This is a genomic window from Paraburkholderia sp. MM5482-R2, from assembly GCF_050436125.1.
GTDB classification, from domain to species: domain Bacteria; phylum Pseudomonadota; class Gammaproteobacteria; order Burkholderiales; family Burkholderiaceae; genus Paraburkholderia; species Paraburkholderia tuberum.
In genome coordinates, this window is the sequence record NZ_JBNDLP010000002.1 from 2,143,958 (window position 1) to 2,157,619 (window position 13,662).

General features: G+C 65.8%; 11 protein-coding genes and 1 pseudogene. 11 read left to right on the top strand and 1 reads right to left on the bottom strand.

Annotated elements, in window-relative coordinates:
- The first annotated feature begins 70 nt into the window (after nt 1–70).
- From OKW37_RS12800 to OKW37_RS12830, 7 genes and pseudogenes are all read left to right on the top strand, one after another.
- Complete coding sequence (locus OKW37_RS12800) at nt 71–2,629, top strand: DNA polymerase III subunit gamma/tau (RefSeq protein WP_429406158.1); 2,559 nt, start codon at nt 71–73, stop codon at nt 2,627–2,629.
- A 73-nt stretch (nt 2,630–2,702) separates the two neighbouring features.
- A complete protein-coding gene (locus tag OKW37_RS12805; RefSeq protein WP_008923976.1) occupies nt 2,703–3,029 on the top strand; it encodes a YbaB/EbfC family nucleoid-associated protein in 327 nt (108 codons plus the stop codon).
- 227 nt (nt 3,030–3,256) lie between these two features.
- Entirely contained in the window at nt 3,257–3,853 is a 597-nt protein-coding gene (gene recR, locus OKW37_RS12810) for a recombination mediator RecR (RefSeq protein WP_018418135.1), read from the top strand.
- A 108-nt stretch (nt 3,854–3,961) separates the two neighbouring features.
- The gene (locus tag OKW37_RS12815; RefSeq protein ID WP_429406156.1) at nt 3,962–5,203 is read left to right on the top strand and encodes a CaiB/BaiF CoA transferase family protein; all 1,242 of its coding nucleotides are present in this window, start codon (nt 3,962–3,964) and stop codon (nt 5,201–5,203) included.
- Nucleotides 5,204–5,363: 160 nt separating this feature from the next.
- The gene (locus OKW37_RS12820; protein WP_184064905.1) at nt 5,364–6,401 is read left to right on the top strand and encodes an ABC transporter substrate-binding protein; all 1,038 of its coding nucleotides are present in this window, start codon (nt 5,364–5,366) and stop codon (nt 6,399–6,401) included.
- A 127-nt stretch (nt 6,402–6,528) separates the two neighbouring features.
- Nucleotides 6,529–7,341: an ABC transporter ATP-binding protein gene (locus OKW37_RS12825; RefSeq protein WP_429355467.1), complete on the top strand. Its 813-nt coding sequence runs from the start codon at nt 6,529–6,531 to the stop codon at nt 7,339–7,341.
- A gap of 71 nt (nt 7,342–7,412) precedes the next feature.
- A pseudogene (locus tag OKW37_RS12830) lies at nt 7,413–8,238 on the top strand (ABC transporter permease).
- A gap of 78 nt (nt 8,239–8,316) precedes the next feature.
- Here the strand turns inward: OKW37_RS12830 and OKW37_RS12835 are convergent.
- Entirely contained in the window at nt 8,317–9,291 is a 975-nt protein-coding gene (locus OKW37_RS12835; protein ID WP_090804634.1) for an NADPH:quinone oxidoreductase family protein, read from the bottom strand.
- Between the two features lie 344 nt (nt 9,292–9,635).
- Here OKW37_RS12835 and surE point away from each other — a divergent pair, with 344 nt between their 5' ends.
- The 4 genes from surE to rpoS are packed head-to-tail and all read left to right on the top strand — an operon-like array spanning nt 9,636 to nt 13,661.
- A complete protein-coding gene (surE, locus tag OKW37_RS12840; protein WP_184063695.1) occupies nt 9,636–10,394 on the top strand; it encodes a 5'/3'-nucleotidase SurE in 759 nt (252 codons plus the stop codon).
- Nucleotides 10,391–11,605 carry a protein-L-isoaspartate(D-aspartate) O-methyltransferase gene (locus tag OKW37_RS12845; protein WP_429406153.1) on the top strand — a complete coding sequence of 405 codons (1,215 nt, stop codon included), beginning with the start codon at nt 10,391–10,393 and terminating at the stop codon, nt 11,603–11,605. The genes surE and OKW37_RS12845 overlap by 4 nt, the downstream gene beginning before the upstream one ends.
- 5 nt (nt 11,606–11,610) lie before the next feature.
- Nucleotides 11,611–12,561 (top strand): peptidoglycan DD-metalloendopeptidase family protein, encoded by a 951-nt coding sequence (locus OKW37_RS12850; RefSeq protein ID WP_184028933.1) that lies wholly within the window; start codon nt 11,611–11,613, stop codon nt 12,559–12,561.
- Nucleotides 12,562–12,572: 11 nt separating this feature from the next.
- On the top strand, nt 12,573–13,661 hold the full coding sequence (gene rpoS / locus OKW37_RS12855; RefSeq protein ID WP_018418126.1) for an RNA polymerase sigma factor RpoS: 1,089 nt from the start codon (nt 12,573–12,575) through the stop codon (nt 13,659–13,661).
- The last annotated feature ends 1 nt before the right edge of the window (nt 13,662 follow it).

The window sequence follows — 13,662 nt, forward strand, 5'->3', positions numbered from 1 at the left end:
GCCGTTTCGCGCATTTCACGCGTCTTCCCGAATCGGTTTTGCGCGCCATTGTTACTGATACAATTTCCGGATGACCTATCAAGTTCTCGCACGCAAATGGCGGCCGAAGGATTTCGCTTCGCTCGTCGGACAGGAGCACGTGGTGCGCGCGCTCACCCATGCGCTCGACGGCGGCCGTCTGCACCATGCCTATTTGTTTACAGGTACGCGCGGCGTCGGCAAGACCACGCTGTCGCGCATCTTCGCGAAGGCGCTCAATTGCGAGACCGGCGTGACGTCGACGCCGTGCGGCGTATGCCGTGCGTGTCGCGAGATCGACGAAGGGCGCTTTGTCGATTACGTCGAAATGGACGCGGCGAGTAATCGTGGCGTCGATGAAATGGCCGCGCTGCTCGAGCGCGCGGTGTACGCGCCCGTCGATGCGCGCTTCAAGGTCTACATGATCGACGAAGTGCACATGCTGACGAACCACGCGTTCAACGCAATGCTGAAGACGCTCGAAGAGCCCCCACCGCACGTCAAGTTCATCCTCGCGACCACCGACCCGCAGAAGATTCCGGTCACCGTGCTGTCGCGCTGTCTGCAGTTCAATCTGAAGCAGATGCCGGCCGGCCATATCGTGTCGCATCTCGAACGCATTCTCGGCGAAGAGAGCGTGCCTCACGAGGCGCAGGCGTTGCGCCTGCTCGCGCGCGCGGCCGACGGTTCGATGCGCGACGCGCTATCGCTGACCGATCAGGCGATCGCCTATTCGGCGAACCAGGTCAGTGAAGACGCGGTGCGCGGCATGCTCGGCGCGCTCGACCAAAGCTATCTGATCCGCCTGCTCGACGCGCTCGGGCAGGGCGACGGCGCGGCGGTGCTGGCGGTCGCCGACGAGATGGCCTTGCGCAGCCTGTCGTTCTCGACGGCGCTGCAAGACCTGGCGAGCCTGCTGCATCGGATCGCGTGGACGCAGTTCGCGCCTTCGTCGGTGCTCGACGAATGGCCGGAGGCGGCCGACTTGCGCCGTTTCGCCGACGCGTTGAGCGCCGAGCAGGTGCAACTGTTCTATCAGATCGCCACGATCGGCCGAAGCGAACTGGGCCTCGCGCCCGACGAATACGCGGGCTTCACGATGACGCTGCTGCGCATGCTCGCGTTCGAGCCGGCGCCGACAGGCGGCGGTGGCGGAGCGGCGGGAGCCGCTGGCACGCAGAGCGGTGCGGGCGGCGCCGGCGCCGGTGCGCAGCGCTCGGGCGCACCGACGGTTGCCGCGCTGCGCGCGCTGTCACCGTCGTCCGCGACGGCCATGGCAGCTGCTGCGCCCGTTCGTGGACCTCAGGTAGGCGTTGCCGGCGAGGAGCAGGGCGACGCGATGAAATCGACCGCGCCGACTGCAAAGCCGATCGCGAAGCCCGCAGCCGACTCCGCGCAATCTGAAGAAGCACCGCAATCGCCCAACGCAGAAGTCGCCCGCGTGACAGAAGCGCCTGCCATTACGGCACCCCCGCTGGCGCCGTGGGAAGACGCGCCCGCGAATGCCGTCGCCACGATCGACAACTCGAGCGCGCCGGTCTCGAACGAAGTTTCCGACATCGCACCTTCGTCCGCACCGAGCGCGCTTGCAACTGCCGCGCCTGGTCGCGCGGAAGAGGCCACGTCACCGGAACCGGAAGCGCGGCCGGAATTGGCGGCGCCCGCTTCAACGGCGGCACCGGCGGCCGCAGCCGACTCCGCGCCGCGCCGCGCGGGCGGCGCCAGCGCCGCGCTCGACGTGCTGCGCAACGCCGGCATGAAAGTATCGTCCGACCGTGGCCGTGCTAACACGGACGTGTCCGCGAAGCCGGCCGCACCCGCCGCACCGAAGCCGGCCGCACCGAAACCCGCCGCGCCGCGTATGGTCGTGCCGGTGCCGACGCCCGGTGCGTCACGCCGCGTGTCGCAGGACACCGCCGCGCAGGCTGCACCCGCTCGCGACGCAAACAGCGGCGCGAGCAGCAATGCGCAGCAGAACAGCCCGTCGATCTCACCATGGGACGACATGCCGCCCGACGACTACCTGCCGTTGTCGGCCGCGGACGACGCGTACTTCATTCCGCCAGACGACGACTTCGTGCCGGTGTTCGACCGCGGCCCCGACGACGTCCGCATGGACGGCGCGGCCGCGCAGGCCGCCGCGCCGGCGCCGGTCGCCGATACGCGCCCGCTGCCGCCTGCCGTGCCGCTCGATCCGCTACGTTTCACCGGCGACTGGCCGGCGCTCGCCGTCGATCTGCCGCTGAAGGGCATCTCGTATCAGCTTGCGTTCAACAGCGAACTGATGGCGCTCGACGGCAGCACGCTGAAGCTCAACGTGCCGGTGCCGCAATACGCAGAAGCGTCGCAGGTCGCTAAACTGAAGGCAGCGCTCGTCGAGCGGCTCGGCCAGAACGTCGACGTGCAGGTCGAAGTCGGCCCGGCGCGCCGTACCGCCGCCGCGCACGACGCGAAGCTGCGCGCGCAGCGCCAGCAGGAAGCCGAGCGCGAGATCAGCGCCGATCCGTTTGTGCAGTCGCTGATTCGCGAGTTCGGCGCGAGCATCGTGCCGGGCTCGATCCGCCCGATTACCCCGGACGCCGCCCCCAACGGCGCGTCGCCGGCCCACTGATCCATCGTTCGCGGCGTCGTCGCAGCGCGGCGCCGGAATGCCAGATTCCACGCTATCTAGAAGGAGCACGTCCATGATGAAAGGCCAACTCGCCGGGCTGATGAAGCAAGCCCAGCAGATGCAGGAAAACATGAAGAAGATGCAGGAGCAACTCGCGCAGATCGAAGTCGAGGGGCAGTCGGGTGCCGGTCTCGTCAAGGTGACGATGACCTGCAAGAACGACGTGCGCCGCGTGTCGATCGACCCGAGCCTGCTCGCCGACGACAAGGACATGCTGGAAGATCTCGTCGCCGCCGCGTTCAACGACGCCGTGCGCAAGGCCGAGGCGACCGCGCAGGAAAAGATGGGCGGCATGACCGCCGGCCTGCCGCTGCCGCCGGGTTTCAAGCTGCCGTTCTGAACCTGTTCTGATTGAGAACGGGCTGAAGCGGGTGAGCGCCGCGGCGGTTCATTGCCGCGGTGCGAACCCAGACGCTCGCCGCCGCGCGCCGCGTGCAGGCTGGAAACATCGAACCTGCAGCCGCGCGTGAAAGCGTCGTCACGGCGTGAAAGCGCGGCCCGGTTCGAGCAACACCCCCGCATCCCAATTCGCCCACCCGAGCACCACCCACGTCGACGCCGATCCGCATGAAACAACCTTCCGCCCTGTCGGCGCTCGTCGAAGCGCTGCGCGCGCTGCCCGGTGTCGGGCCGAAGTCCGCGCAGCGCATGGCGTATCACCTGATGCAGCACGATCGCGAAGGCGCCGAAAAGCTCGGGCGCTCGCTGTTGTTCGCGACCGAGCATCTGCGTCACTGCGAAAAGTGCAACACGTTTACCGAAGCGCAGATCTGCGAGGTCTGCCTCGATGAGGAGCGCGATCCGTCGCTGCTGTGCGTCGTCGAAACGCCGGCCGACCAGATCATGCTCGAACAGACGATGACCTATCGCGGCCTCTATTTCGTGCTGATGGGGCGGTTGAGTCCGCTCGACGGCATCGGCCCGAAGGAAATCCATTTCGACCGGCTCGTGAAGCGCGCGTCGGATGGCGTCGTCAAGGAAGTCGTGCTGGCCACCAATTTCACCAACGAGGGTGAGGCCACCGCGCATTACCTCGGACAGACGCTGAAGGCGCGCGGCCTTGCCGTGACGCGTCTCGCGCGCGGCGTGCCGGTGGGCGGCGAGCTCGAGTATGTCGACGCGGGCACGATCGCGCGCGCGATGCTCGACCGTCGTTCGATGTAGCCACGCGGCTTTCGTTGGCCGCCGCCATATCCGTCCAGGCACGCATCGTCGCAAGTCGTTGCAAACCAGACAGACCGGGTACACAACGATGCAGAACCAAGGAGACTCATGAGCGCCACCCCCGAATCAGGCGCGAGCGCCGCACCGCATGACGCGTGCGGTCCGCTCGCCGGCGTCAAGGTGCTGGAACTCGGCACGCTGATCGCCGGGCCGTTCGCCGCGCGTTTTTTCGGCGAGTTCGGCGCCGACGTCGTCAAGATCGAAGACCCCAAAGGCGGCGACCCGCTGCGCAAATGGCGCAAGCTGTACCCGGAAGTCGGCGGTACGTCGCTGTGGTGGGCCGTGCAGGCGCGCAACAAGAAGTCCGTCACGATCAACCTGAAAGCCGAAGAGGGCAAGGAGATCGTGCGGCGCCTCGCGAAAGAGGCCGATATCGTCGTCGAGAATTTTCGGCCCGGTCTGCTCGAAAAGCTCGGGCTCGGCTACGACGTGCTGTCCGCCGAGAACCCCGGCCTCGTGATGGTGCGTCTGTCGGGCTACGGCCAGACGGGCCCGTATCGCGACCGGCCCGGCTTCGGCGCGATCGCCGAGTCGATGGGCGGTCTGCGCCATATCACCGGCTATCCGGATCTGCCGCCGCCGCGCATCGGCATTTCGATCGGCGATTCGATCGCCGCGCTGCACGGTGTGATCGGCGCGCTGATGGCGCTGCATCACAAGCAGATGAACGGCGGCAAGGGGCAGGTGGTCGACGTCGCGCTGTACGAGGCCGTCTTCAACATGATGGAAAGCGTGGTGCCCGAATACGGCGTCTACGGCATGGTGCGCGAGCGTACCGGCGCGTCTCTGCCGGGCATCGTGCCGTCGAACACGTATCCGTGCCGCGACGGCAGCATCGTGATCGGCGGCAATAGCGATCCGATCTTCAGGCGCCTGATGATCGCGATCGAACGCGACGATCTCGCCAACGATCCGGCGCTCGCGCATAACGATGGCCGCGTGCTGCGCACGCAGGAAATCGACGCCGCGATCGGCGCGTGGCTGTCCACGCGCACGATCGACGAAGCGCTCGCGGTGCTGAACGCGGCCGACGTGCCGGTGGGCCGCATCTACAGCGTCGCCGATATGTTCACCGATCCGCAGTTCATCGCGCGGCAGATGATCCAGCGGTTCAAATGGCAGGACGGCAAGGAAATCACGCTGCCCGCGGTTACGCCGAAGCTGTCGGCGACGCCCGGTGAGACGCGCTGGCTGGGGCCGGAACTGGGTGAACATACCGATGAAGTCCTGCAATCGCTAGGTTATGATGCTGACGGCATCGCGCGGTTGCGGGCGCAACAGATCGTCTGATGCGCACAGCGCAACGCGTAGAGAAAGGCGCGTAAAGCGCGGCGCTGACGCACGATTCGCGCCTTGCGACCGGCAGCCCCACACCGTGGCCAAGCGCTTGCGCAACGCGCGCACGGGCGGTCAAAAAGCCGGACGACAAAAAATCTGGAGACAACGGACCATGCAACGCAGAACCTTCCTCGCCGGCGGTGCGGCGCTCGCGGGCGCCTCGCTCGCTGCCACGCCGTTCGCTTTCGCGCAGGGCAAGCCCGAGACCACCAAGGTCGCCATCGCGGTCGGCGGCAAGAACCTGTTCTACTACCTGCCGCTGACGATCGCCGAGCGCCGCAACTACTTCAGGGACGAGGGGCTCGAAGTCGAGATTTCCGACTTCGCGGGCGGCTCGCAGGCGTTGAAGGCGGCAGTCGGCGGAAGCGCCGACGTGGTCTCCGGCGCGTTCGAACACACGCTGCTGTTGCAGGCGCAAAAGCAGATGTTCCGCGAATTCGTGCTGCAGGGCCGCGCGCCGCAGATCGTGCTCGCGGTGTCGAAGAAGACGATGCCGAACTACAAGTCGATCGCCGATCTGAAGGGCAAGAAGATCGGCGTGACCGCGCCGGGTTCGTCGACGTCGATCATGGCGAGCTTCGTCCTCGCGAAAGCGGGGCTCAGTCCGAAGGACGTCGCGTTCATCGGCGTGGGCGCCGGTGCCGGCGCGATCGCCGCGCTGCAGTCCGGGCAGATCGACGCGATCGCCAATCTCGATCCGGTCGTCACTCGCCTCGAGCGCGCCGGCGACGTGCGCGTCGTGTCGGATACCCGCACGCTCACCGATACGCACATCGTGTTCGGCGGCGACATGCCGGCGGGCTGCCTGTACGCATCGCAGTCGTTCATCACGAAGAACCCGAACACCACGCAGGCGCTGACCAATGCGATGGTGCGCGCGCTCAAGTGGCTGCAGAACGCGAGCGGCAGCGAACTGATCAACACGGTGCCGGAGAGTTATCTGCTCGGCGACCGCGCGCTCTATCTCGACGCGTGGCAGCACGTGCGCGAAGCGATGTCGCCCGACGGCCTGATGCCCGCCGACGGTCCCGCGACGTCGCTGAAGACGCTGAAAGCGTTCGATCCGGTGATCCAGAACGCGCAGATCGATCTGTCGAAGACGTGGACCAACGACTTCGTGAAGAAGGCGCTCGCGACCGTCAAGGCATAAACGACGCGGCGCGCGCACAGGCGCATCGAATGGGACGTGGACAGGGCGATTCGCCGCGTCCACAGCCGTCGCCCCAGCGTCGCCGCGACAACTCCCCGCTAACCCGATTCCCGAAGCGAGCCGTACGATGACCGTTGCTGCCCTGGCGCTCGAAAACATCACCTGCACGTTCGCCGCGCGTGACAACCGCGCACAGCGCTACACGGCAGTTAAGGACACGACGCTGCGTATCGAGCCCGGCGAGTTCGTGTCGGTCGTCGGGCCGACTGGCTGCGGCAAGTCCACGCTGCTGAACATCGGCGCGGGGCTGCTCCAGCCGTCGTCGGGCGGCGTCAGCGTGTTCGGCGAACAGCTCAGTGGCCTGAATCGCCGTGCGGGCTATATGTTCCAGGCAGATGCGCTGATGCCGTGGCGCTCGGCGCTCGACAACGTGATGGCCGGCCTGTCGTTTCACCGCGTGCCGGCCTCGGAAGCGCGCGCGAAGGCCGAGGAGTGGTTGAAGCGTGTCGGTCTCGGCGGCTTCGGCGACCGCTATCCGCATCAGCTGTCGGGCGGCATGCGCAAGCGCGTCGCGATGGCGCAGACGCTGATCCTCGACCCCGACATCATCCTCATGGACGAGCCGTTTTCCGCGCTGGATATTCAAACGCGGCAGCTGATGGAAAACGAGCTGCTCGATCTCTGGGCCGCGAAGCGCAAGGCCGTGCTGTTCATTACGCACGATCTCGACGAAGCGATCGCGATGTCGGACCGCGTGGTGGTACTGTCGGCCGGGCCTGCGACGCATCCGATCGGCGAGTTCCGGATCGATCTGCCGCGGCCGCGCGATGTCGCCGAAATCCGTTCGCATCCGCGCTTCGTCGAGTTGCATGCGCAGCTCTGGGGTGTGCTGCGCGATGAGGTGCTCAAGGGCTATCAGCAGCAACTGACCGCTGTTTAAATGTGCCGCGCATCCCCGCCTGCGCATCGAAAAGAAGACGTGTTCAATAATCGTCCAAGGCAAACCAAGTCATGTGGAAGACGTTGCGCCCGAGCCGGGCGAATCTGGTGATCTGGCAGTGGCTGCTGCTCGTGCTGTGCTTCGTGCTGTGGTACGTGCTGACGAGCCCGACGCTGATACCGCCGTTCTATTTCGACGATCCGAACAAGGCGGCGTTTTTCTTTGGCGAGCCGCAGAAAGTACTGCAGCGGATCTGGGAATGGTTCACGGGCGGCGAGATCTATCTGCATCTGTGGATCACGCTCGTCGAGACCGTGCTCGCGTTCGTCTTTGGCACCACGATCGGGCTCGGCGTCGGCCTGTGGCTCGCGCTCGCGCCGACCGCGAGCGCGCTGTTCGATCCGTACGTGAAGGCCGCGAACTCGATGCCGCGCGTGATTCTCGCGCCGATCTTCGGCGTGTGGTTCGGCCTCGGCATCTGGTCGAAGGTCGCACTCGGCGTCACGCTGGTGTTCTTCATCGTGTTCTTCAACGTCTACCAGGGCGTGAAGGAAGTGAGCCCGGTCGTGCTCGCGAACGCGCGCATGCTCGGCGCGAACCGCAAACAGCTGCTGCGTTTCGTCTATCTGCCGAGCGCGATGAGCTGGGTGTTTTCGAGCCTGCATACGTCGGTGGGGCTTGCGTTCGTCGGCTCGGTGGTGGGCGAGTATCTTGGGCTCGGCGCGCGGCGTCGGCTATCTGATCCTGCAGGCCGAGGGCACCTTCGATATCAACACGGTGTTCGCGGGGATTCTGGTGTTGACCGCGTTCGCGCTGATTCTCGATGCGATCGTCGGGACCGCGGAGCGGCGTTTGATGAAGTGGCAGCCGCGCACCGGGGATACCGAGAAGCTGTGAACGTGGATCGCAAGCGGTCCGGCGGCCGAAATCGCAGTCGGCCGCCGCGCCGTTTTTGATGCTGCTTTATTGGTCGTGCTACGGCGTGATGACCACCTTGCCGATCACGCGGCGCTCGGCCATGTCGCGCAACGCGCGGCCGGTGTCGTCGAGCGAGTAGCGGGCCGACACGTAGGGCTTGAGCTTGCCTTCACGAATCCAGCCGGTCATCTGCTCGAATGCCGCGCGATTGCGCTGCGGCTCACGCTTTGCGAAGTCGCCCCAGAACACGCCGACCACGCTTGCGCCCTTGAGCAACATCAGGTTCAGCGGCAGCCTTGGAATCTCGCCATTCGCAAAGCCGACCACCAGATAACGCCCCCTCCAGCCGATGCTGCGAAACGCCGGCTCCGCATACACGCCGCCGACCGGGTCGTAGATCACGTCCGGACCTTTGCCGTCGGTGAGCGCCTTGATGCGCTCGCGCAGATCCTCGGTGTTGTAGTTGATCGTCGCGTCCGCGCCGTGCTTCACGCAGGTCGCGAGCTTTTCGTCGCTCGATGCCGCCGCGATCACGCGCGCGCCGAGCGCCTTGCCGATTTCGACCGCCGCCAGCCCGACTCCGCCGGCCGCGCCGAGCACGAGCATCGTCTCGCCCGGCTGCAGCGCGCCGCGATCGACCACCGCGTGATGCGAGGTGCCATACGCGAGCGTGAACGCGGCCGCGAGTTCGAACGACACGTCATCGTCGAGCGGCACGCAGGCCGCGGCGGGCGCAAGCGCCTGCTCGGCAAAACCGCCGGAGCCGGTGAACGCGGCCACGCGCGAACCAGGCTTGAATTGCGTGACGCCTTCGCCCACCGCGCGCACGATGCCCGCGGCTTCCGAACCGGGCGTGAACGGCAGCGGCGGCTTGAACTGGTATTTATTCTCGATGATCAGCACGTCGGGAAAATTGACGGCCGCGGCCTTCACGTCGATCACGACGTGGCCAGGCGGCGCTTCGAGATCCGCCAGGTTGTCGACGACCAGGCTCTCGGGCGGCCCGTACTGCTTGCAGCGAATCGCGCGCATCGTGTCTCCGTATCGTTCAGGGTTGGCACCGTTTTCGAGTGTAAAACAAAGCGCACGACCGTGCGATTTATTGCGCTGCGGGTTACAACTTGCAGCGCGCTTTCGATGCGTCGCGCGCGCTTCTCGCGCAAGCCGTATTGCATTGCACAGCGCGAAGCACGCACAGGATCCGATTTCATCGACGAGCGCGCACGGCCGCGCGTTGAGTGCGAAGCTGCATCTTTGCGTTCGATACAAGCATTCGCGCACCTGGAAAATACTGGCTCGCACGACGCTTGTGCACGCCACGCAGACACGCCGTCCATGTCGTTCGCGTGCCATCTTTCCTCGGTTACAATCGGCGCATGCGAATCCTACTCAGCAACGACGACGGTTATCTGGCGCCGGGCCTCGCCGCGCTTTACGAAGCGCTGAAGCCGATCGCCAACGTCACCGTGATGGCTCCCGAACAGAACTGCAGCGCCGCGTCGAATTCCCTGACGCTGTGGCGGCCGCTGTCGGTCCTGCGTTCGGCGAACGGTTTCTACTACGTGAACGGCACGCCGACCGACTCGGTGCACATCGCACTGACCGGCATGCTCGACCATACACCGGACCTGGTCGTGTCGGGTATCAACAACGGCCAGAACATGGGCGACGACACGCTGTATTCCGGCACTGTCGCAGCCGCCACCGAAGGCATCATGTTCGGGGTGCCGGCCATCGCGTTCTCGCTCGTCGACAAGGACTGGGCGCATCTCGAAGACGCGGCCCGCGTTGCCGCCGAAATCGTCGCGCATTATCTCGCGCGGCCGTTGCCGGGACATCCGCTGCTGAACGTCAATATCCCTAACCTGCCGTATGACGAACTGCGCGGCTGGCAGATCACGCGACTCGGCAAACGTCATCCGTCGCAGCCGGTGATCCGCCAGACCAATCCGCGCGGCGAACCGATCTATTGGATCGGCGCCTCGGGCCAGGCGCGCGACGCGAGCGAAGGCACGGACTTCCATGCGGTGGCCAACGGCGCCGTGTCGATCACGCCGCTGCAGCTCGATCTGACCTACACGCAAATGCTGCCTGCGGCGCGCGACTGGCTGCGCGCCGGGAGCGGCAGTTCATGACCGGCGAGCGCGCGAAGCGCTTTCCGTTAGGTCTCGAGGACCTGGTGCGCGAACCGCGCCGGCCCGAGGGACGTCCGGGTGAGATGCGCGCGGCGGCGCTCGCGGCGAGCGCGGCGTTGAACGCACGGCAGCAGTCGGCGAAACCGACGCAGGGCGGCGGCGCGGCCGCACGGGCGCAAGCGAGGACCTCAGCTGCTGCGCAAGCTACGCCGGCGACGCGACCCCAGGTGATTCCCCAGGCGAAGACGCAAAGCGCTTCGTTCGGTACGTCAACGGCGGCGACCGGTGCAATGCCGCCAAAGCCGCAGGCCGCGCCAGTCGCAAAGACAACGGCGAACTCGTTGGCTGGTGCATTGGCGGGGCAGCCTGTCAAGCAAGCACCAAAGTCGTCGGTCAAGCCAGGCAAAAACTCGACGCATGCGTCTGGCCACAGCGCACGCGCGACGCCATCGCCACTCCAGTCGCAACTGCAGCAAAGCGCGAAACCCGCGCCGAACGCTGCGTTGGCCGGTGCAATGAGCGGCGCATTCGGCGGCGCGACCAGCGGCGCGATGAACAACGCCTTGGCGCTGACCTCGGAACGGGTTCGCGAACGCATGGTCGAACGCGTGCGAGCCAATGGCGTCAGCGATCAGCGTGTGCTGAACGCGATGGCGGCGGTGCCGCGCCACATGTTCGTCGATCCGGGTCTTGCGGCCCAGGCGTACGAAGATGCCGCGCTGCCGATCGGTCATCACCAGACTATCTCGAAGCCGTCGGTGGTTGCGCGAATGATCGAACTCGCGGCGGCCGGGCGCGCGCTGAACACGGTGCTCGAAATCGGCACCGGTTGCGGCTATCAGGCGGCGGTGCTGAGCCAGGTCGCGCGCGAGGTTTATTCGATCGAACGCATCAAGCCGCTGTCCGAGCGCGCGAAGACGAATCTGCGTCCGTTGCGCATTCCGAATATCCGGCTGCACTACGGCGACGGGCGGCTCGGTTTGCCGTCGGCGGCCCCGTTCGACGCGATCGTGATCGCGGCGGCCGGGCTCGACGTGCCGCAGGCGTTGCTCGAGCAGCTTGCGATCGGCGGACGTCTGGTTGCGCCGGTCGGCTCGCAGGAAGGACAGAGCCAGGTGCTGACGCTGATCGAACGCCTCGGCCCCGCGCAATGGCGCGAGTCGCGGCTTGATCGCGTTTTCTTTGTACCCTTAAAATCCGGAGTGATTTGACACCGATGAGTATGTTGCGCGCGATGCAGAGAACCACCCCGAATACCCCCCTGACCGTAACCCAGCGCAGCGTGTGCGTGCTCGCCTTGTCCCTGTTGATGACGGCCTGTGCATCCCGGCTCGACCAGGCGCCCGTCGTCGACCGCTCCGGCGGGGGCACGCTCGCCACCGCGCAGGGCGCGGCGCAACCGGCGGTGCCGCTCGGCCCGCCGCCGCCCGGCTACTATCGCGTGAAGCCGGGCGATACGCTGTACCGCATTGCGCTCGAAAACGGCCAGAATTACCGCGACATCTCGACGTGGAACAACCTGACCAACCCGAATCAGATCGAAGTCGACCAGCTGCTGCGCGTCGTGCCGCCGGGCGCGAATACCGCGGCCATGACGCCGGGCGTGTCGACCGCGCCGATCGGCAGCACGGGCGCGGTGCAAAGCGCACCGCTGAACAACAACGCGCCGGCCGTGGTCGGCGCCGCGATGCCGCCGCTCTACGGCGGCGCGACGAACGGTACGCCCGCGAATGGTGCGGTAGCTGCGCCTCCGGCCAATCCCTCTGCGGCGAGCGCCGACATCGGCAGCGCCGCGGCAGGCAACGTAGCATTTGCATGGCCGGTGCGCGGTCCGCTGCTCAACACGTTCAACGACTCGACCAACAAGGGCGTCAATATCGGCGGCTCGGCGGGCGAGCCGGTTAAAGCGTCAGCCGATGGTCGCGTCGTCTATGCCGGAAATGGGCTGCGTGGTTACGGCAATCTCATTATCATCAAGCATGATGCAACTTATCTCACCGCGTATGCACACAACCGCGCTTTGATGGTAAAAGAGGGGGACGCGGTTACGAAGGGGCAGAAGATCGCAGAGATGGGCAATAGCGATTCCGACCGTGTGATGTTGCATTTCGAAGTTCGCCGACAGGGTAAACCAGTCGACCCACTGAAGTATTTGCCGCCGCAATAAGCGATACGACCATGCCGAAATCGAAGCGCCGCCCGCCGCAAGCCGAGTCTGAGACGATCAGCGAAGTCACGTCTGCCGCAGTGGACGAAAGCGGCGCTTCGGAAGTGGAAGAAGAGGTCGCGGAGGAGCGCGATCTCGACGAACGCCAGAGCGGCCTCGACGACAGCGAGAGCGCTGACGCGCGCGAAACCACCGGCGAGGCTCCGCCCGACGCCGACGATTTCCGCGCACTGCTGCAGGCCGAGCTCACGGCCGACACGATCCAGCATTATCTGAATCGCATCAGCGTGAAGCCGTTGCTCACCGTCGAGGAAGAGCAGAAATATTCGCGCCTTGCCAAGGCCGGCGAGTTCGAAGCGCGGCAGGTGATGATCGAGCGCAATCTGCGGCTGGTCGTCAGCATTGCCAAGGGTTATCTGAATCGCGGCGTGCCGCTGCTCGATCTGATCGAGGAGGGCAACCTCGGCCTCATGCACGCGATCGAAAAATTCGATCCGACGCGCGGCTTCCGTTTCTCGACCTACGCGACGTGGTGGATCCGCCAGAGCATCGAGCGCGCGATCATGAACCAGGCGCGTACGGTGCGATTGCCCGTCCATGTGATTCGTGAGCTCAACCAGGTGTTGCGCGCGAAGCGCCATCTGGAAAAGAACTCGATGAATTCGGGGGAGGCGGCCGAGCGCCGCGACGCGAGCATCGACGACATCGCTTATCTGACCGGCAAGACCACCGACGAAGTCACCGACATCCTCGCGCTGAACGAGCACACCGCCTCGCTCGATGCGCCGCTCGATCTCGATCCGGCGAGCAGCCTGCTCGATCTGCTGTCGGACGACCAGAGCCAGTCGCCAGACGCCGAAGTGCAGCATCGCGAGCTCGAAACACTGACACGCGCATGGCTCGCGCGTTTGTCGGACAAGCACCGCCATGTGATCGAGCGGCGCTTCGGTCTGAATCACATCGAGCCCGCCACGCTCGAGGAGCTGGCCGACGAAATGGGCCTCACGCGCGAGCGTGTGCGCCAGATCCAACAGGAAGCGCTGGTGCGACTGAAGCGCTTCTTTGCCTCAAACGGTGTCCGCAAAGACGCCGTTCTCTGAC